The sequence below is a fragment of the Brachybacterium squillarum M-6-3 genome (assembly GCF_000225825.1).
GTDB classification, from domain to species: Bacteria; Actinomycetota; Actinomycetes; order Actinomycetales; family Dermabacteraceae; genus Brachybacterium; species Brachybacterium squillarum.
The window spans coordinates 696,627-715,387 of sequence record NZ_AGBX01000007.1; the positions used below are offsets into that span (position 1 = coordinate 696,627).

Genomic DNA, 18,761 nt, shown 5'->3' on the forward strand with positions numbered 1-18,761 from the left:
GGGCATGAGCACCGCACCTGCCGACCACGCCGCCGCCATCGTCTACCGTCCCCTGGATCCAGCCCTGGGATCCGCCGCGGACCTCGCCGCCCTGCGGGCGCTGCGCGCCGAGCGCCGCGCCGCTGCCGAGATCGCCCCGCCGGCTCCGGCCCCGCACGCCGCCGCCGGTCCGCGGCGCCTCGCCGTCGCCACCCGGCCCACCCGTGGCCGCCACCGCGCGGCCCGCGGCCTGCTCGGCCTGCCGCACCCCGCCTGACCTCCCCTTTCCCGTGCCCGTCGGGCGGACACGGGGCGAAGGCGGGGCATAGACTCGGCGGCGTCCGGAGACCCCGGCACCTCCACCGAAGACGGAGACGGATCCATGTCTGCGCCCCCTGCTGTTCCGGTTGACGACCGCGCTGCGCTGCCCACGACAATGCGCGCCCTCCGCAAGACCGGCCTCCACGCGGGCCTGGAGATGACCGAGCTGCCCGTGCCCGCCCACGGCGGCGACGAGGTGCTGGTGCGGGTGCTGCGCACCGGGCTCTGCGGCACCGACCTGCACATCGAGTCCTGGGACGAGTCGGCCCGGGCCATGTGCGACACGGTGCCCTTCACCCCGGGCCACGAGTTCTACGGCGAGGTCGTGGCCGTCGGCGACCGGGTGCGGGACGTGCGTCGCGGCGACCGCGTCTCCGGGGAGGGCCACATCGTCTGCGGCACCTGCCGCAACTGCCGGGCGGGGCGGCGCCAGCTGTGCATCCGCACCCGCTCCGTCGGCGTGCAGCGCGACGGGGCCTTCGCCGAGTACGTCGCCGTGCCCTCGGCGAACATCTGGGTGCACGTGCACGGCGGGGCGTCCGATCTGGTCGGTCCCGAGCTGGGCGCCCTGTTCGACCCGCTCGGCAACGCCGTGCACACCGCGCTGCAGTTCCCCCTGGTCGGCGAGGACGTGTTGATCACCGGGGCGGGGCCGATCGGGCTGATGGCCGCGGCCGTCGCCCGCCATGCCGGAGCCCGCTACGTGGCCATCACCGACGTGCACGAGCACCGCCTACGGATGGCACGGGAGGCCGGGGTGGACCTGGCCGTGAACGTCGCGGAGACGACGATGGCGCAGGCGCAGCGCGACCTCGGCATGAAGGAGGGCTTCGACGTGGGCCTGGAGATCTCCGGGCAGCCCTCGGCGCTGGTGGAGATGATGGCGAACATGAACCACGGCGGCGGCATCGCGCTGCTGGGCCTGCCGGCGCGGCCCGTCGAGCTGGACTGGACCATGGTCATCACCCACATGCTCACGCTGCGCGGCGTCTACGGGCGGGAGATGTTCGAGACCTGGAACGCGATGGCCGCGACGGTCTCCACCTCGCCGGTGCTGCGCGAGCGGGTGCTCGCCACCGTCTCCCACGTGCTGCCCGCCGCCGACTGGGCGGAGGGCTTCGCCATCGCCCGCTCCGGCAGCGGCGGCAAGGTGCTGCTGGACTGGGAAGCCCACGACTGACTCTCCCCCACTGCCCCAAGCTCGCCTCCCCCATCCCCTCGTCGGAAGGCCCCCTTGTGTACACGGATCTGAAGGACCAGCTCACCGCCGAGCTCGACGCCATCGAGCAGGCCGGCACCACCAAGCGGGAGCGGGTGATCACCACCCCGCAGGGCTCCCACGTCACCGCCGGGCCGGTCGGCGCCGCCGGCGGTGAGGTGCTGAATTTCTGCGCCAACAACTACCTGGGTCTCGCGGACCACCCGAAGATCGTCGCCGCCGCCCACCGCGCGCTGGACGACCGCGGCTTCGGCATGGCCTCGGTGCGTTTCATCTGCGGCACCCAGGACCTGCACCTGGAGCTGGAGGCGGAGCTGTCGCGGTTCCTCGGCACCGAGGACACGATCCTGTTCTCCTCCTGCTTCGACGCCAACGGCGCCGTGTTCGAGCCGCTGTTCGGGCCCGAGGACGCGATCATCTCCGACGCGCTGAACCACGCCTCGCTGATCGACGGGATCCGCCTGTCCAAGGCCGCCCGCTTCCGCTACCGCAATGCGGACCTCGCGGACCTGCGCACCCAGCTGGAGGCGGCCGCGGCGCTGCACGAGGGGCGTGGGGCCCGGCGCACCGTGATCGTCACCGACGGCGTGTTCTCGATGGACGGCTACCTGGCGCCGCTGCCGGGCATCTGCGACCTGGCCGAGGAGTTCGGGGCGCTGGTGCTGGTGGACGACTCCCACGCCGTCGGCTTCATGGGCGACACCGGCGCGGGCACCCCGGAGCACTTCGGGGTCTCGGACCGGGTGGACCTGTACACCGGCACCTTCGGCAAGGCGCTCGGCGGGGCCAGCGGCGGCTACGTCTCCGGGCGCGCCGAGATCGTGGCGCTGCTGCGGCAGAAGGGTCGTCCCTACCTGTTCTCCAACTCCCTGGCCCCCTCGATCGTCGCGGCGACGCTGACGGCGCTGGAGCTGGTGGCGGGCAGCGCGGAGCTGCGGGCGCGGCTGTTCGAGAACGCCGCGCTGTTCCGGCGGCGCATGTCCGATGAGGGCTTCGCGCTGCTGGAGGGGGAGCACGCGATCATCCCGGTGATGCTGGGGGACGCGGCGCTCGCCGGACGGCTGGCGGAGGCGATGCTGGAGCGTGGCGTGTACGTGACGGCGTTCTCCTACCCCGTGGTGCCGAAGGAGCAGGCGCGGATCCGGGTGCAGCTCTCGGCGGCGCACTCCGCGGAGGACGTCGAGGCCTGCGTGCAGGCCTTCGTCGGGGCCCGGGAGGCCGTGCAGGGCTGAGGCTCCCCCAGGCCTCAGCTGCGGACGACCGGCCGCTCAGCGGTCGGTCGCCAGACCTTCGGCGGTCCGCAGGGCGCAGGCTCCCAGCTGCCGGACCAGACGCTCCTCCCCCAACGCCGCCTGCCCGCGGTGAGCATTGGCCAGCATGGAGGCGGCGTAGCGGGCGGCCCAGGCGCGGGCGCGGGCGTGCAGCGCCTCTCCGTCGCGCGGGGCGCGATAGGCGTCCAGGGCGCCGCCGCTGGGGTCCAGCAGCAGCACGTCGCCGAGGTCCCCGGCGGGGTCACCGGCGCTCACGTCGCCCCAGTCCAGCAGGGCCAGGTCCTCGCCGCTCGGCGTACCCGGGGCGGGCACCACCAGCAGGTTCCCAGGATGCGGGTCCCCGTGCAGGAAAAGCGCCGGGCCGTCCCAGGCCGGGGCGGCAAGGCCCGCGGCGAAGACCTCACCCAGGACCTCCCGCGCCCGTGCTCCGTCGGCGATGCGCAGCGTCGACGGGAGCGCGCGAAGGTCCGCCTCCATACGGGCCTCGACCTCAGCCAGCGGCACCCCGCGGACGGCGCTGCGGGGATGCTCCGGCCCGACCGGCCGGTGCAGGGCGGAGAGCACCCGCGCGAGCGATCGGGCGTGCCTCTGAACCGCCGGGTCCGCGGGGGCGGTCCCGGCGACGCGGTCCAGCAGCAGCTCCCCGTCGAGCCAGGTGACCAGCAGTGCCGGGCCGTGCGGATGCTCGGCGTCGAGCTCGGCCAGCAGCCGCGGGGTGGTCACCGGTGTCGTCTCCAGCGCGGTGAGGGCGAGGGCCTCCCGCGCGAGCAGGGGCCGAGCCAGGTCGCGGTGCGGCAGCCGCAGCACGACCGCGGTGCCGTCGGGCAGGGCGCCGATCTCCCACATCTCGTTGTCCCAGCCGCTGCCCCGCAGCCGCGGCGGTCGACGCGCGATGTCTCCGGGGTCGACGCCGGGCCGCCACCGCATCGCCGTCAGCAGCGCCTCGACCCGGTTCTCGTCCATCGTCCGAGGGTACGGAACGCGGCGGCAATCCCTGGCAAGGTCCGTCGGGCGTCGTCGCCGGTGGCGACGATGAACGCGCCCGCATCCCGCGTCAGAGAGGACCATCATGCTGCGCCCCCAGGACACCCCCACCCGCGAGACGAAGATCCTGGACGGACTGTGGGCCTTCCGCCTGGACCGCGACGGGGTGGGTGACGGCCAGGGGTGGTTCCGCGGTCCGCTGCCGGAGGCCGGGAAGATGGCGGTGCCGGCCTCGTTCAACGACCTGATGACCGACGCGGCCGACCGCGAGTTCCACGGGGACATCTGGTACCAGCGGAGCGTGCGGATCCCCCGCCGCTGGGACGCGGAGCGGATCTCCTTGTACGTCTCCTCGGCGACGCATCGCGCACGGGTGTGGGTGGACGGGACCTACCTGGGCTCCCACGAGGGCGGCTATCTGCCCTTCGAGCTCGACCTCGGGGAGACCGCGCGGCCGGGTGCCGAGGTGCTGGTGACCATCTGCGTGAACAACACGCTGACCTTCCAGTCGATCCCGCCGGGCGTCACCGAGGACGGTGTGCAGCGCTACTTCCACGATTTCTTCAACTATGCGGGGCTGGACCGCAGCGTGCTACTCACCGCCACCCCGCGCGAGCGGATCGAGGACATCACCGTCGTCACCGACATCGACGGGCCGGACGGACTCGTGCGGGCGAGCGTCGAGGCCGCCGGGGAGGGGCCGCTGCGGGCAGTGCTCCGCGACGTCGAGGGGGCCGAGGTGGCCCGCGAGAACGGCCGGGAGCTGGAGCTGCGGGTGCCGGCGGCGCACCTGTGGGCGCCGGGCGACGGCTACCTGTACGAGCTGACGCTGCAGCTGCTGGCCCCCGGCAGCGATGCGGCCGATGACCGCGCCGCGGTGGTCGACGAGTACCGGCAGGACGTCGGCATCCGCACGGTGGAGGTGCGCGGCACCGAGTTCCTCATCAACGGCGAGCCCTTCGCGTTCACCGGCTTCGGCATGCACGAGGACCACGCGATCGACGGCAAGCAGCACAACGACGCGCTGATGCTGCGGGACCGGGCGATGATCGACTGGATCGGCGCGACCTCGGTGCGGACCAGCCACTACCCGTACTCCGAGGAGTTCATGGACCACGCCGACCGGACCGGTCTGGTGGTGATCGACGAGACCCCGGCGGTGGGCCTGAACATGGGGCTCGGCGGCGGGATCTTCGGCAGCCAGGGGTACACCACGTTCAGCCCCGAGACCTGCAACGACGAGACACAGGCGAACCATGCGCAGGTGATCCGGGACCTGGTGGCGCGGGACAAGAACCGGCCGAGCGTGGTGTTGTGGTCGATCGCGAACGAGCCGGAGTCGGAGACCGCGGCCGCCGAGGAGTACTTCCGGCCGTTGTTCGAGGTGGCGCGGGAGGCCGATCCGACCCGGACGGTGGGCTTCGTGAACGTGATGATGGCGCCTCACGGCCGCTGCCGGGTGTCGGCGATGGCGGACGTGATCATGCTGAATCGCTACTACGGCTGGTACATCAACACGGGCGACCTGGTCGCGGCGGAGAAGGGCTTCCGCGCCGAGCTGGAGGCCTGGGCGGGCGACGGGAAGCCGATCATCATCACCGAGTACGGCGCCGACACGGTGCCCGGCCTGCACCAGCTGGTGCCGCAGCCGTGGAGCGAGGAGTACCAGATCGCCTACATGGAGATGTGCTCGCGGGTGTTCGACGGGATCGACGCGGTGGTCGGCGAGCAGGTGTGGAACTTCGCGGACTTCATGACCACCTCGGGGATCATGCGCGTGGGCGACAACAAGAAGGGCGTGTTCACCCGCGACCGCGAGCCGAAGGCCGTGGCGCACTGGCTGCGGACCCGCTGGACCGAGAAGTTACCGATCGCCGCTAAGGGCTGAACGGGATCACCGATCCGTACCACCTCGCGCCCCTGAAGGCTCGCGCGCGCCGAGAAGGCCGCCTCCTGGGCGTCGCTGACTCAGGGGAGCGCTGCTCGCCTCTCCCCAACCGCTTGTGCGCGTGCCGAGGGGCCGTCACCTGCGTGCCGGCTTCTCGTCAGGGCGGGGAGTGCGGCGGGTGTGACCCGGACGGTCAGAAGGGTGGTGGGTCCGTCCCCAGGGGAGGGCCGGTGCCAGCTCGGGGGCGGGGCGGGTCGCCGGGACCGCTCCCCGTTCCGTGGCGAGCGTCGGATGAGTGTTTCCCGGTGATGGCTGCTCGGTGATTGATGGGCGCGGGCTCTCCGTTGCCGGCGGGGCCGGTACAGGTGGTTCCTGATGGAGCGGCCGTCGCTTGGGTGTCCGGGGCGTTCTCCGGGTCGGCGTCTGGCCGGGTGGTGCGGTGGAGGTAGGTGCCCCATGGGGTCTCGAGGTCGCGGATGGTGTCCGGGGTCATGAGGTCGGTGTCGTCGCGGACCGTGGCCGGGGTGACGGGGCTGCTCGGGCTGCATGTCCCGGTGGGGCGGGGGATCCACCAGGTCGTGGTGCCGGTCTCGCGGGGGCTGGTGGGGGTGTCGCGGTGGGGGCGGAGTGTCCCGGCGGTCTTCATCTGGTGGTGGCGGGTGCACAGCAGGTGGAGGTTCTCCACCTCGGTGAGTCCACCCAGCTCGGGATGCTCGTGGTCGTACTCCGTGATGTGGTCGGCCTCCGCACCATGCCGCACACCCCTGGTGCAGCCGGGCACCGCGCACACCGGGTTGCGCAGGCGGAGGTGCTCCAGCATCCGCGCTGTGGGCTGGTATCGCTGCGCGGGCAACGGCAGGAACGTCCCCTCCGCCGGGTCGGTCAGGACCCGGTACCAAGTCGGTTCCCCGGCCGCGAGATCACGAGCCATCGCCGCGGGGATCGGGATGATGCCATCCAGCATCCCCGGCGCCTCCGAGACCCCGAGCAACGTGAGGGCGGGGACGGTGACGTTCAGCCGGAACCGCTCCGCGGGCACCTCGATGCCTCCGGTGTCGAGCATGCTGCGGGTGAGGACCTCGTAGCGCAACCGGCCCAGCGTCATCACCTCCCCGCTGGTCTCGATGGTGCCGTCGTCGAAGGGCACCGGGCCCTGATCGGGGTGGGCGAGGTGCTCGCGTTGGCGGGTGCGGATCGCGCGGGCCGCGGCGTCCAGGCGGTGGCCGAGGGCGAGGATCTCCGGGGCTGGTCCTTGGACGAACAGGCAGGCGGTGCCGTCGTCCTGGTCCGGGGTGCCGACCGTGACCGACCGCTCCGGGACGGCAGGGGGTTCTGCCTGGTCGTCGAGGTCGCGGAGGTGGCGGACGGTGAGGGACAGGCGACGGCGGAAGGAGTCCTCCCCGATGCGCAGATCCCACCCTCCCACGGTCTTGTCGAGGGCCTGCTGGGTCGTCTCGGACAGGGCGCCGGAGACGCGGAGGACGCGGCGCATCCACCGCAGGGGAAGCTCCCCGGTCTCCATCAGGCCCAGGCAGGCAGGGAAAGCACTGGGTGGTGCGGAGGGCTTCTTCCAGGAGGTAGCCGGCATGGCCGATGGTGGAGCGCAGGGCCTGCGCGAGCGCGTACTCGCACGCCTCGCGGTCGAACGACTCCCGGCCCTCCCCGACGGGACCCTCACACAGGTCCTCGGACAGGGCGATCACCCGGCGGAGCTGCCGGGCATGGGCGCGGGACTCCATCGCGGCGTGGTCCCACACCTCCCCCAGCAGCCGTGCTGCCCGGGAGTCCTCCTCGACCTCCACCCGCGCCGGGAGCGACTCCCGCACCCGCGGACCCGCCACCGACCCCACCGGCGCACGACTCCCACCACGACCCCGCGGCCGCCGCGACAGCGCCGGGCGACCGGAGCCCTCCGCAGTACGTGGGACAGAGGCGTGGCGGCCGTGGGACGGGGATGGGGACGCGGTCGGGGACGATGGTTGAGGCGGAAGCAGGGAATGCGACTGAGGAGCTGCGTGCGCAGGTGGAGCACCGAGTTCGGCCGAGGACGCGGAACCAGGTACAGGTATAGGTGCGGGGGCGGGTGCAGAACCAGGTGCGGGTGAGGGTGCGGCGACGATCGAGGTCGAGGAATGCCGAGCGGGCGTCTCAGGCATCGCGAACAGCATCCCGGTGCCGCGCGTCTCCAGATCGTCGTCACCCATGCCCCTCACCCCCTCTCACCGTCGTGGCCTGCATCGATACCCCCCCGCTCGAACACTTGTTCGATATGATCGAGTCTACGGCGCAGCCCCGACAAACAACACCCCTCACCCCGAATGGGGACAACTCGGAGGGGAAGCGGGGGCCAGTCCGGCGAGTGGGGGGCTCGCAGGAGGCCGACAGGGGCCCGGCACGTGCAGACGCAGGGCAGGCCGGGCCGACATGAGCACGGCGCCCCGACCCCGAGGGGTCGAGGCGCCGCACCGGCGAGACGGTCTGGGCTCAGGCGGGAGTGCCCTCCCCCTCCCCCGTTCCGGCTCGGGTCGCCGCGAGCTCCGCCGAACGGCGCTCGCGCTCCTCCTGCCGGGCGAAGTCCTTGGGGTAGGTGACGTAGAACAGCGTCCAGATCACGGCGTTGATCAGGTACGGCAGCACGCAGAACCACAGGAAGGTGATCTGCAGGTCCCCGAACACTGAGGCGATGATGCCGATGTTCAGCGAGAGGATCGCCGTGATGCCGCCCTGATAGAAGGAGAACAGGAAGGCGAAGGCGGAGGCGCCGAGCTTGCGCGGCACCACGGTCGAGACGATGGGCAGCACGCAGCCGGAGAAGCCGACCGAGAACACGATGCCCAGCAGGAACGTCGAGCTGTAGATGTACACCCGGTCGTTGGAGTCGATCTGGGTGGCCAGGAAGATCGCCCCGGAGAAGCAGACCAGGTAGATCTGCATCAGGATGATGCGGCCCTTCGGCCCGAAGCGGTTCGCGAACACGTCGCCGAGGCGCCCGCCGAGGAAGGCCGAGAACATCGAGCCGACCGAGAACACGGCCAGCACCAGCGCCGCCTCCGGCACGCCCAGGCCGCGCACGTCCACGAGGAAGGTGGTGTAGAAGCGCAGCAGGATCAGCGAGGTGATGAACGGCAGCATCAGCACGATCATCCAGATGGTGGGGATGCGCAGCAGCTGGCCGACGTCGCGGAGACGGAAGGCGCACGATGCCGACGCCGCCGCCGATGCCACGCACGAGACCGTAGGCCTTGCCGCGCTCGGACTGCTTGAACAGGTCGGGGAGCATCCCGTTCAGGACCGGCTCGGAGGCGACGGTGCCGATGGCGGAGATCGCGAACAGGATCACCAGCCAGGTGTAGTTCGGGGCGAAGCCGCTGGCCACGGTCCACAGGCCCCAGACGCCGGTGACGATGATCAGCACCCGCTTGCGGCCGAAGCGGTCGGCGGCCATCGCCCAGATCGGCCCGAAGGCCATGCGGGCGAACATCGGGATCGCGGCGAGCACGCCGAGTGCGGCGTAGGTGAGGCCGAAGGCCTGCATGATCAGCGGGAAGAAGGTGCTGGTCAGGCCCGACTCGGAGTTGTCGACGGCCTGGGACGTGCCCAGGGCCGCGACGGCCCGACCACGCTTCGGGGGACGGTCGCCCTCCGTGCTCTGCGGCGCGATCGTGGGCAGTTTCGAGCCGTAGTACGCATATCCGGCGTGCTTCGTGCTGTCGTTGATGTGAGACACCGATGTCTCCTTCCGGACGGACCGTGGGGAACGGCCACCGAGGCGGATGCGGACGGGCTCGTCCGCATCGAAGGGGTGGGGAGATGCGGGCCCCGTCGTCCGTGACGGGACCGGTGCGCCGCCCGGACGGGCGCGGCGCGCTGTGGGAGACGCAGGAGGCGGACCCGGAGCGGGACCGCCGGTCAGCTCTCCTGCGGGTACTGGCCCTCGTCGGCGATGCGACGATTCAGCTCGGCCAGGTAGGCCTCCTCGTCGAGGTCCAGGGGCACCTCGCGGCCGGTCCAGGCGGAGAGGTGGATGGCGTTGGCCAGCCGCACCCCGTGGATGCCGTCGCTGCCGGGGGCCAGCAGCTCCGATCCGGTGAGGACGTGCAGGGCGAAGTTCTCGAGCACCCCGGCGTGCTGGGCACCCCAGGGAGAGGTGTCCTCGATGACCTCGGTGCTGACGACGCCGTCGAGCACGGAGGTGTCGCCCGTCATCAGGGCGCGGGCGCCGGCGGTGTCCACCGAGTCCGAGATCTCCTTCTCGGGCTTGCTGTACCGGTGCACGGTGGCGGTCTTGGAGCCCTCGACGACGATCTTGCCGGCGGTGCCGAGGATCTCGAGGCGGTCGGTGCCCTGCAGGTCGTGGGTGCAGGTGACGAAGGTGCCGGTGCGGCCGTCGCCGTAATCGGCCAGGGCGGTGACCTCGTCCTCGACGGCGATGTCGCGGCGGAAGCCGAAGCCGGCCTTGGCGAACACGGACTGCGGGACGCCGCAGATCCACTGCCAGAGGTCGAGCTGGTGGGGCGCCTGATTGACCAGCACGCCGCCGCCCTCGCCGCCCCAGGTGGCGCGCCATGCGGACTGCTCGTAGTAGCCCTGCGGGCGCCACCAGGTGGTGATGATCCAGGAGCTGCGCAGCACCTCGCCGATCTCGCCGCCGTCGACGATGGCCTTGATCCGCTGGTAGAGCGGGTTGTTGCGCTGGTTGAACATGATCGCGAAGGGCACCTCAGGGTGCGCGGCGGCGACGTCGTTCATGCGGCGCACCTGCCGGGTGTGCACCGCGGCGGGCTTCTCGACCAGCGTGGGAAGGCCCGCCTCGAGGGAGGCGATCGCCGCCTCCGGATGGTCGTAGTGCGGGATGCAGGTGATCACCGCGTCGACGTCGCCCGAGGTCAGCAGCGCGTCGAGCGTCGCATAGGTGGGGACGCCGGGGTGGCGCGCGAGGGCCCGGTCCAGGGCGGCCGGGTCGGTGTCGCAGAAGGCGCCCAGCCGCATGTGGGGCACCATGCCCTCGGCGATGAAGTGCGCGTAGGCGGATCCCTGGGCGCCGAGGCCCACGATGCCGAGCCGCACCACGCCCTCGGAGGGGGTGGGGTCGGCGGAGGTTCTGGTGGTCGGAGGGGACGTCGTCGTCATGGTCCGGGCCTTTCCTGGGGTCGTGTCCGGGAGCGGGGTCCTGCGGCGCGGAGGCGAGCGGGCATCGTCGCCGTCCGGGTTGCAGTGATCCTGAGTCCCCGTGGCCGATCGGTGTGACCTGTTGCAGCGCGTTGCCCCGGGCAACCTGCGGCAACGGCCCGGGGCCCTCCGACCCCCTTCCTACAGTGAGGACGCAGACGGGTCGGCGACGACCCGCGCGGAGGCGACGCGGCCTCTCCCGATCAAGGAGGACTCGATGGCACGAATCGGTATCCAGCTCATGATGCTCCGCGAGCACGTCGCCGAGCAGGGCGTGACCCCCGTGCTGGAGAAGGTGGCCGGCTCCGGCTTCTCGGTCGTGGAGGTCTCGCAGATCCCGATGACGGAGACGAACGTGGCCGACCTGGAGGCCGCCCGCGGGGACCTCGGCATCGAGGTGGCCGCGATCTCCGCGAAGACCTCCGGGCCGATGGGTCCCGACGACATCACCCTGGCCGATGACTTCGACCTGCACGTCGAGCACGCCAGGCGGCTGGGCACCGACATGATCCGCATCGGCATGATGCCGTTCTCCGCGATGGCCTCCCCCGTGGCCTTCGACGCCTTCTGCGCCGAGACCGACGGCAACGCGCAGCGCCTGGCCGACGAGGGCATCGCCCTGAGCTACCACAACCATCACATCGAGTTCGCCCGCATCGGCGGCGCGACCATGCTGGAGCGGCTGCGCGAGCAGGCTCCCCACCTGCGCTTCGAGATCGACTGCCACTGGGTGCAGCGCGGCGGCGCCGACCCCGAGCGCACCCTGGCCGCCTTCGACGGGGTGCTGGACCTGGTGCACCTGAAGGACTACCGGATCGCGCTGCCGTCCGCCGAGGCCCTCGAGGCCATCGCCGCCGGCGACCCCGGTCCTTTCTTCGCCTTCTGGAAGGGCGAGGCCGTGCAGTTCGCGGAGGTCGGCCAGGGCACCCTGGAATGGAAGCCCGTGATCGAGCAGGGCATCGCCTCCGGTGCCCGGCACCTGCTGATCGAGCAGGACGAGACCTACGGGCGCGACATCTTCGAGTCCCTCGCCCTCAGCCGCCGGCACCTGGTCGAGCTCGGCTACGAGCGGCTCATCACCGGCTGACCACGACCCGTGGTGGCGGGAACCACCAGCGATCTCCCTGGTGACGGCCACGCAGCGGTTGGTAGGTTCGGATCGTGGACACCCCCGACCAGCGCGCCTTCTCGCGTCGCCCGCTCGCCCGCGGGGCGGCGTGGGCGGCGCCGACGGTCGCGGTGGCGGCCCCGGCCGTGGCGGCCTCCCCGCCGCCGAACTATCCGGAGATGCCGACGGGCGATGCGGGGTGGACCATGACCCAGCGGAGCGGTCTCGACAACGAGTTCGCGGGATGGGTCGGCGACACCGTGCAGGTCGAGCGGAACAAGACGTCGACGGACCCGGATGAATCCCGAAGGATCGACTTCGATACCCGGATCCCGGTCGAAGCGGGCGTCCGCTACACGATCGGGTTCGTGGTTCAAGTGCGCAAGGGCTACCAGGTCTCGGGAAGCTGCGAGACGACCCCGAGCCAGTTCACCGTGTTCCTCAACGACGGCTATGGATTCCAGCGCCAGCTCGGGACCACCACTGGCGGCGGGACCGACGTCATCCTCACCCCGCCCCAGGACTGCACGACGAACGGGTCCCGCACCGCCGAATGAGGCGCCGACGGCACCGTCGGTGCCAGCCGGACCGTCTCCTTCAGCGACGTCGCCACGCAGGACGAGAACATCACGCTCCGCATGCGCTTCTTCCGGCAGTTCCTGCAGGGCGAGGGGCAGAAGAACGACGACTTCCGTTTCACGCCCTACTTCGTCGCCTGCGAGGAGACCGCCTGAGGTGTGCCGCCGGCAGGTGATCCGCCGACCTGCCCGGCGCGCGACCGGACCCGGACATGCGGAAGGCCCCCTCCCCCGCACGTGAGTGCAGGTGAGGGGGCCTTCCGGTCGTGAATGCAGCGTGGAGACGGCGGGAATCGAACCCGCGTCCGATAGTGCGGAGCCAGGGCTTCTCCGGGCGCAGTCCGTGACAGCGTTTTCTCAGTCCCGACGATCCCACGGACACGTCGTCGACGGACTCAGTCACTCTGAGGTGTTCATCCGACCCCGATGACGAGGGTCGGCAGCAGTGGCTCCTTAGCTGATGGAACGATCCGGGTCAGGAGCAAGCCCGGGGTTCCAGACTGCTATCGCTGATCAGGCAGCGAGAGCGAAGTCAGTGCGCTTGGGTTCGGCACTTATTGGTTTCCGAAGGACATTAACGAGATGACTTCGGGTTCTCGGCCCGCTTCCCCTTGCTGGACAACTACCGTCGAAACCGATCGTCCCCGAGCAGGGTGGGCAGCACAGATGGTCGCGACCTGACGGCCGCGCGTGCACTCACTGTTCTGTTGTCAATCACCCTCGGCGATCGCACGGGGCGATCACCAGGCATCCATCGTAGCGCTCCCCCGCCGCCAGGTGAAGCGAATATCCCTCAGCTCACGGCGAAGCCCCGTTCCCTGGACGGCCACGCCGCGCAGGGCGAGGATGGAGAGGTGATCGGATTCGAGGCGGCCGGCGTGCCCGTGGTGCTGGACGAGGACACCCTGCGCGAGGAGGTCTCCGACCCCGCCACCCTGCTGGCCTGGTGCGAGAGCCACCCGGAGGATCCCCGCACGGTCGCTTACCTGCGGATGCTGGGCCGGCTCGACGAGGCCGCCGCCGCGGCCCGCGCCACCCTGGCCCCGGAGAACCTGCCGCCCCTGGTGCGGGCCGTGCGCCGCACCCGGTACGCGCAGGTGCTGCAGTTCCAGGGCGCGCACGCCGCCGCGGAGGAGCAGTACGACCTCGCGGCCGAGGAGACCGGGCTCGAGGACCCGACGGCGCCGGCCGGGCTGACCGTGCTGGCCGCCGTCTTCCACCACCGGGCGAAGGCCCGCTTCGAGCGCGCCGGCGCCGAGACCGCCCAGGAGCGGCCGCGCGCGGCCGCCCGCCTGGGTGAGCAGGCCCTCGAGGACGCCGAACGTGCCCTCGCGATCCGTCGCCACCTGCACGGCGAGGACTCCGCGGAGGTCGCCTCCTCCCGGCAGGCCGTCGAGCGGATCCGCCGCGGCTGAGCCCGGTCCGCGGACTCAGCCGTTCGCGGCGACCTCGGCCATGTCCAGGGCGATGAGCAGGCCGCCCTCCCCCAGGTAGGAGACGCCCATCGTCTGCGCGGAGAAGGTCTCCTCCGGGTCGTGGGCGAAGGCCACCGTGCAGGTCACCGGCTCCCGCGACCCCGCGGGCAGCGAACCCTCGCAGGACTCGACGACCATGGGGGCGTCGAGAGGGGCGTAGCTGTTCTCATCGTTGATGGTGGACTCGGCGACCTCCGCCAGCTCCTCGGCGCTCAGCTCCACGGAGCCGAACATCGAGCCCTGCCCGATGCCGACGAGCTGATGCCCCTGGTCGGTGACGACCGCGGCGGCCTCGGGGGCGAGCGGCCCACCCAGGCTGATCAGCAGGCCCGGCCGTCCCTCGGACTCGAAGCCGGCGGGCAGGCGCACCGGCATCACCGTGAGCTCCTGGATGCCGGGCAGGCCCTCCAGGGTGGTCTCGGCCGTACAGGTCACGGTGGCCTCCGGCATGTACTCGAGCGTGCCCTCGCACTCGGGGGCGACGTCCGGATCGATGCCGGTCTGCTCTGCGAGGAGTGCCTCGAGGTCCTCCGGGAGGATCGAGGCGGGGCTCGTGCCCTCGTCGACCACCTCGGCCACCCCGTCATTCAGGACCATCACCATCACGGAGCCGGCGGACGCGGTGCCGCCGTCGCTCGTGCCGCCGTCCGAGGTCGCGGCGGGCTCAGCGGTAGACGGGGCGGCCGATGACCCCTCGGCGGACGTGGTCCCGCCCGTCCCGCCACCGTCGGAGGAGCAGGCGACCGCGCCGAGCCCCAGACAGAGAGCAGCGAGGCCCGCACAGAGGCGTCGGATGCAGCGGCGAGCGGTGGTGGTCATGGCGGCCCCCCTGGGATCCCGGGCCGCGGCGAGGCGACCGTCCGACATCGGGGAACCCCGATGCGCGGAGGGTAAAGCGCACGCCCCATTCAGGTCAAGAAATCGTCAAATCTCCAGGTGGGCGGGGGGGTCAGACGAGTTCGCGGCGACGCATCGCCCGCTGGGCCTCGCGCATGTCCTGCTGCTCCCGCAGGGTCTGGCGCTTGTCCCATTCCTTCTTGCCGCGGCCGAGGCCGATGACGACCTTCGCGTGCGACCCCATGAAGTACATCTCCAGCGGCACGATCGTGTAGCCCTTCTCGCGGGACTTGGCCGCGAGCTTCTCGATCTCGCCCTTGTGCAGCAGCAGCTTGCGCTTGCGCCGGGCGGCGTGGTTGGTCCAGGTGCCCTTCACGTAGGGGGCGATGTGCACGGCGTCCATCCACACCTCGCCGCCCTCCACGTAGCAGTAGCCGTCCACCAGGGAGGCGCCGCGATCGCGCAGGGACTTCACCTCGGTGCCGGTCAGGACGACGCCGGCCTCCCAGGTGTCGTCGATGAAGTAGTCGTGCCGGGCACGCTTGTTGGAGGCGATGAGCTTCTTCTCGGGCCCGTCACCCTTGGCGGTCTTCGTCGCCGCGGTCTTCTTCGCTGCCATCACTGCCTCCTTCGTCCGTGCTGCGTGGCGGGTGCGCGCTCCCGGCGCCGGGTGGCGCGGAGCGGATGATCCAGGGTACGCGCCCGCTCCCTCACCCGGCCAGCGAATATGGCGCGGTCCGCCCAGGGCGGACAGCCCGGCGAGTGCCCGCCAGTGGGGATCCCGAGCGGGTCAGATGTAGTTGGCGGGGTTCACCGCGGTGCCGTCGCGGTGGGTCTCGAAGTGCAGGTGGCAGCCCGTGGAGGAGCCGGTGGTGCCGACGTAGCCGACCACGTCCCCGGCCTCGACGCTCTGCCCCGAGGAGACCGCGAAGCTCTGCAGGTGGTGGTAGGAGCTGGTGACCAGGGCGCCGTTCTCGGTGCCGTGGCTGAGGATCACCTTGTTGCCGGCGGCGGTGCCGCTGGTCAGCTGGATCACCCGGCCGGAGTGCGCGGCCTTCACCGGCACCCCGCAGGCCACCGGGAAGTCGACCCCGGCGTGCAGCTTCCGGGTGCCGTAGATGGGGTGCACCCGCCAGCCGAAGTTCGAGTTCAGCCGCGCGTCGACGGGGCGGACCCAGCCGTCCGCGGTCGAGCTGCCGGAGCCCCCCGAGTCGCCGGAGGACTGCGCGGCCAGCTCCTGCTGCTCGCGCTTCTTCTCCTCAGCGACGAGGTCCGCGATCTCCTGGTCCAGAGCGCTGCTGCGATCCTCCAGGTCGCTCTGCTCGTCCTCGTACTCGGTCTTCTTGGCCTCCAGGTCATCGGCCTGGGCGGACTGCTGCGCATACAGGTCGTCCAGCTCGGCCTTGGCGTCGGCGGCGGCCTGCTCGGCCGCCTCCTTGCGCTCCACGGCGGCCTCCGCCTCGGCCTTCAGGTCGTCGATCTCCTCGCGCACCGCCGTGAGCCGGTCGGCGGAGTTCTCGGTGACGGCCTGGTCGGTGCGCAGCTGCTCGAGCCGCGAGTCCTGCGAGGCCATCGTCAGCCGGTAGTTCACGGAGCGGTCGACGGCGTCCTGCGGGGAGGTGCCGCCGACGTACACGGTCGCCGGGTTCGGGGTGTTCCCGCCCTTGTAGGCCTCGAGGGCCACGGCGGCCAGCTCCTCGTCGGAGCGGTCCACCTCCTGCTGGCCGGACTCGACCTCGGCGGTGAGCTCGGCCTCCTCGTCCTCGGCGGCGTCCAGGCGCTCCCCGGTCTCGCGGTCCTCCTCCCGGGCGGCGGCGAGCTCGTCCTGGGCGTCCTCCAGGTCCTCCTGGGCCTGCGGGATCAGCAGCTCCGTCTCGGCGAGGTCGAGGTAGGTCTGGGCCAGGTCCTCATTGACGTCGCTGAGCTGGATCTTCAGGTCCTCGAGCTCCTGGTCGACCTGCTCGCGCTCGGCGACCTTCTCGTCCTTGTCGCCCTCGGCGAGAGCGGCCGAGGGCAGCAGCAGGGCCGGGCTCAGCACGAGGGCCGCGGCGGCGAGGGCGCCGAGCGGGCGGCGCAGCGGGAACTGGCTCATGCTCACACCTTCAGGTAGCGGTTCAGGGAGACCACCGAGGAGACGATGGCCAGGATCGCACCCACCACGATCAGGGCGGGAGCGGCCCAGATGAGGTCAGCGGTGGTGACGGAGATCAGCTGCGCCCCGAGGGTCGGGGTCAACCAGTCCTCGACGATGTACTGCAGGCCGATCCACAGCATCCCCGAGGCGATCAGCCCGCCGAGGATCGCGGCGACCGCGCCCTCCAGCAGGAACGGCGCCCGGATGAAGACGTTGGAGGCGCCCACCAGACGCATGATCGCGATCTCGCGGCGACGGTTCGCCACCGACATCCGGATGGTCGTCGCCACCAGCAGGGCGGCCGCGATGAGCATGAGGACCGCCAGGCCCAGGGCGAACAGGGTCGACTGGTTCAGCACGTCGATGAAGGGCGCGAAGGCGCTCAGCAGGTCGGTGACCTCGTCCACCCCGTCGCGACCCTGGAAGAACTCGACCACGGCGGCGGAGTCCTCGGCGTCGGTCAGGGTGATGTGGAAGGAGACGGGCATGTCCTCGGCGGTGAAGTTCGAGACGAAGCCCTCTCCCGCGAACTGCTCCTGGTAGATCGCCAGCGCCTGCTCCTGGTCGCGCTCCTCGACGGAGCCGACGTACTGGGAGAGCACCTCGCCCTCCAGCGCCGTGCGCACCGACTCGATCTGGGCATCGGTGGCGGCGCCGCCCGCGCAGGAGGAGGCGGTGGAGTGCGGGGAGCACATGTAGATCGTCACCTGGGCCTCCTCGACCAGGGTCGACTTCATGTCCAGGATCTGCTTCTGCATCAGCGCGGCGGCGCCGACGAAGGTCAGGGAGACGGCGGTGACGATGACGACGGAGATCACCATGGCGACGTTGCGCCACAGGCCGGTGAGGATCTCCCCGAGGATGTAGCGCGCCCTCATCGGTCCTCCTCCTGCTCGTCGTCGCGGTCGTCGGGGGCGAAGAGGTCCTCCTCCTCGCGGGGGCGCAGCTCGCGCTCGTCGAGCAGCTCCTCCTCGGTGACGTCGGCGGGCCCGACCGGATCCGACTCGGGCTCCTCCTCCCCGTCGGGGGTGTTCCCGGAGATCACGCTGTCCGGCTCGATCGTCTCGTAGCGGCCCGCGGCGTCGTCGCGCACCACCTCGCCGCCGACCATCTCGACCACGCGGCGGCGCATCCGGTTCACGGCGGCCCGGTCATGGGTGGCCATGACGACGGTGGTGCCGTGCTCGTTGATCTCGGTGAGCAGCCCGAGGATGCCCTCGGCGGTGGCGGGGTCGAGGTTGCCGGTGGGCTCATCGGCCAGCAGGATCGAGGGACGGTTCACGTAGGCGCGGGCGATGGCCACGCGCTGCTGCTCGCCGCCGGAGAGCTCATGGGGCATCCGCTTGCCCTTGTCGGCCAGGCCCACCATCTCCAGCATCTCGGGGACCAGGCGTCGCACCACCTTGCGGGGGGTGCCGATCACCGCGAGGGCGAACTCGATGTTCTGGTAGGCCGTCTTCGAGGGCAGCAGGCGGAAGTCCTGGAACACCATGCCGATGTCGCGGCGCAATGTCGGCACCCGCCAGGAGGGGATCCGGGAGAGGTCCTTGCCGGCCACGTAGACGGTGCCGCGGCTGGGGCTGGTCTCCTTGAGCACCATCCGCATCAGGGTGGACTTGCCGGAGCCGGAGGCGCCCACGAGGAACACGAACTCGCCGCGGGTGAACTCGATGTCGAGGTTCTCCACCGCGGGGGACTGTCCTCGCAGGTACGTCTTGGTGACGTTGTCGAAGCGGATCAACGGGGGCCTGTCACATCGGGGTCGGGCGTGCCGTCCCAGGCTAGGGGCGCATCACGA

General features: G+C 71.3%; 16 protein-coding genes, 1 other RNA gene and 1 pseudogene. 7 read left to right on the plus strand and 11 right to left on the minus strand.

Annotation, left to right across the window (positions count from 1 at the left end; genetic code table 11):
* Positions 1–4: 4 nt before the first annotated feature.
* The 3 genes from OM98_RS12855 to OM98_RS12865 all read left to right on the plus strand — a co-directional run bounded on the left by OM98_RS12855 (position 5) and on the right by OM98_RS12865 (position 2,751).
* A complete protein-coding gene (locus tag OM98_RS12855; protein ID WP_010535037.1) occupies positions 5–256 on the plus strand; it encodes a hypothetical protein in 252 nt (83 codons plus the stop codon).
* A 159-nt stretch (positions 257–415) separates the two neighbouring features.
* Positions 416–1,480 carry an L-threonine 3-dehydrogenase gene (gene tdh, locus OM98_RS12860; RefSeq protein ID WP_010535038.1) on the plus strand — a complete coding sequence of 355 codons (1,065 nt, stop codon included), beginning with the start codon at positions 416–418 and terminating at the stop codon, positions 1,478–1,480.
* A gap of 56 nt (positions 1,481–1,536) precedes the next feature.
* Positions 1,537–2,751 (plus strand): glycine C-acetyltransferase, encoded by a 1,215-nt coding sequence (locus tag OM98_RS12865; RefSeq protein ID WP_010535039.1) that lies wholly within the window; start codon positions 1,537–1,539, stop codon positions 2,749–2,751.
* A gap of 36 nt (positions 2,752–2,787) precedes the next feature.
* On the opposite strand, the gene OM98_RS12870 is transcribed toward OM98_RS12865, so the two are convergent.
* On the minus strand, positions 2,788–3,753 hold the full coding sequence (locus OM98_RS12870; RefSeq protein ID WP_010535040.1) for a phosphotransferase: 966 nt from the start codon (positions 3,751–3,753) through the stop codon (positions 2,788–2,790).
* Between the two features lie 106 nt (positions 3,754–3,859).
* Between OM98_RS12870 and uidA the strand changes: the two genes are divergently transcribed.
* On the plus strand, positions 3,860–5,662 hold the full coding sequence (gene uidA / locus OM98_RS12875) for a beta-glucuronidase (protein WP_010535041.1): 1,803 nt from the start codon (positions 3,860–3,862) through the stop codon (positions 5,660–5,662).
* Positions 5,663–5,855: 193 nt separating this feature from the next.
* Here uidA and OM98_RS14580 read toward each other — a convergent pair whose 3' ends face one another.
* The 4 genes and pseudogenes from OM98_RS14580 to OM98_RS12890 form a co-directional block, all read right to left on the minus strand.
* Entirely contained in the window at positions 5,856–7,250 is a 1,395-nt protein-coding gene (locus OM98_RS14580; protein WP_139017714.1) for an HNH endonuclease signature motif containing protein, read from the minus strand.
* An 896-nt stretch (positions 7,251–8,146) separates the two neighbouring features.
* The gene (locus OM98_RS15655; RefSeq protein WP_029362860.1) at positions 8,147–8,887 is read right to left on the minus strand and encodes an MFS transporter; all 741 of its coding nucleotides are present in this window, start codon (positions 8,885–8,887) and stop codon (positions 8,147–8,149) included.
* Positions 8,888–8,924: 37 nt separating this feature from the next.
* Positions 8,925–9,389: pseudogene (locus tag OM98_RS16530) on the minus strand (MFS transporter); the annotation flags it as partial.
* A 182-nt stretch (positions 9,390–9,571) separates the two neighbouring features.
* Positions 9,572–10,792: a Gfo/Idh/MocA family protein gene (locus OM98_RS12890; protein ID WP_010535044.1), complete on the minus strand. Its 1,221-nt coding sequence runs from the start codon at positions 10,790–10,792 to the stop codon at positions 9,572–9,574.
* Between the two features lie 256 nt (positions 10,793–11,048).
* Here OM98_RS12890 and OM98_RS12895 point away from each other — a divergent pair, with 256 nt between their 5' ends.
* Together OM98_RS12895 and OM98_RS12900 are read left to right on the plus strand one after the other, a co-directional pair.
* A complete protein-coding gene (locus OM98_RS12895) occupies positions 11,049–11,918 on the plus strand; it encodes a sugar phosphate isomerase/epimerase family protein (RefSeq protein ID WP_010535045.1) in 870 nt (289 codons plus the stop codon).
* A 74-nt stretch (positions 11,919–11,992) separates the two neighbouring features.
* Complete coding sequence (locus OM98_RS12900) at positions 11,993–12,496, plus strand: hypothetical protein (protein ID WP_010535046.1); 504 nt, start codon at positions 11,993–11,995, stop codon at positions 12,494–12,496.
* Positions 12,497–12,792: 296 nt separating this feature from the next.
* Here OM98_RS12900 and ssrA read toward each other — a convergent pair.
* Positions 12,793–13,163: a transfer-messenger RNA gene (gene ssrA / locus OM98_RS15355) on the minus strand.
* Between the two features lie 208 nt (positions 13,164–13,371).
* On the opposite strand from ssrA, the gene OM98_RS12905 reads away from it, so the two are divergent.
* Positions 13,372–13,932: a hypothetical protein gene (locus tag OM98_RS12905; protein WP_010535047.1), complete on the plus strand. Its 561-nt coding sequence runs from the start codon at positions 13,372–13,374 to the stop codon at positions 13,930–13,932.
* 15 nt (positions 13,933–13,947) lie between these two features.
* On the opposite strand, the gene OM98_RS12910 is transcribed toward OM98_RS12905, so the two are convergent.
* The 5 genes from OM98_RS12910 to ftsE form a co-directional block, all read right to left on the minus strand.
* A complete protein-coding gene (locus tag OM98_RS12910) occupies positions 13,948–14,589 on the minus strand; it encodes a hypothetical protein (protein ID WP_139017717.1) in 642 nt (213 codons plus the stop codon).
* 352 nt (positions 14,590–14,941) lie between these two features.
* The gene (gene smpB, locus OM98_RS12915) at positions 14,942–15,448 is read right to left on the minus strand and encodes an SsrA-binding protein SmpB (RefSeq protein WP_010535049.1); all 507 of its coding nucleotides are present in this window, start codon (positions 15,446–15,448) and stop codon (positions 14,942–14,944) included.
* 171 nt (positions 15,449–15,619) lie between these two features.
* On the minus strand, positions 15,620–16,921 hold the full coding sequence (locus OM98_RS12920) for a peptidoglycan DD-metalloendopeptidase family protein (RefSeq protein ID WP_010535050.1): 1,302 nt from the start codon (positions 16,919–16,921) through the stop codon (positions 15,620–15,622).
* 2 nt (positions 16,922–16,923) lie between these two features.
* Positions 16,924–17,841 (minus strand): permease-like cell division protein FtsX, encoded by a 918-nt coding sequence (gene ftsX / locus OM98_RS12925; RefSeq protein WP_010535051.1) that lies wholly within the window; start codon positions 17,839–17,841, stop codon positions 16,924–16,926.
* Complete coding sequence (gene ftsE, locus OM98_RS12930; RefSeq protein ID WP_029362863.1) at positions 17,838–18,704, minus strand: cell division ATP-binding protein FtsE; 867 nt, start codon at positions 18,702–18,704, stop codon at positions 17,838–17,840. The genes ftsX and ftsE overlap by 4 nt, the downstream gene beginning before the upstream one ends.
* Positions 18,705–18,761 lie beyond the last annotated feature (57 nt).

Excerpts from the sequence above, each read along its gene's own strand:
- uidA (WP_010535041.1), top strand. The coding sequence starts at position 3,860 with ATGCTGCGCCCCCAGGACACCCCCACCCGCGAGACGAAGATCCTGGAC.
- smpB (WP_010535049.1), bottom strand. The coding sequence starts at position 15,448 with ATGGCAGCGAAGAAGACCGCGGCGACGAAGACCGCCAAGGGTGACGGG.
- OM98_RS12920 (WP_010535050.1), bottom strand. The coding sequence starts at position 16,921 with ATGAGCCAGTTCCCGCTGCGCCGCCCGCTCGGCGCCCTCGCCGCCGCG.
- OM98_RS12895 (WP_010535045.1), top strand. The coding sequence starts at position 11,049 with ATGGCACGAATCGGTATCCAGCTCATGATGCTCCGCGAGCACGTCGCC.
- OM98_RS12890 (WP_010535044.1), bottom strand. The coding sequence starts at position 10,792 with ATGACGACGACGTCCCCTCCGACCACCAGAACCTCCGCCGACCCCACC.
- tdh (WP_010535038.1), top strand. The coding sequence starts at position 416 with ATGCGCGCCCTCCGCAAGACCGGCCTCCACGCGGGCCTGGAGATGACC.
- OM98_RS12910 (WP_139017717.1), bottom strand. The coding sequence starts at position 14,589 with ATGGTCCTGAATGACGGGGTGGCCGAGGTGGTCGACGAGGGCACGAGC.
- OM98_RS12870 (WP_010535040.1), bottom strand. The coding sequence starts at position 3,753 with ATGGACGAGAACCGGGTCGAGGCGCTGCTGACGGCGATGCGGTGGCGG.
- OM98_RS14580 (WP_139017714.1), bottom strand. The coding sequence starts at position 7,250 with ATGCCGGCTACCTCCTGGAAGAAGCCCTCCGCACCACCCAGTGCTTTC.
- ftsX (WP_010535051.1), bottom strand. The coding sequence starts at position 17,841 with ATGAGGGCGCGCTACATCCTCGGGGAGATCCTCACCGGCCTGTGGCGC.
- OM98_RS12855 (WP_010535037.1), top strand. The coding sequence starts at position 5 with ATGAGCACCGCACCTGCCGACCACGCCGCCGCCATCGTCTACCGTCCC.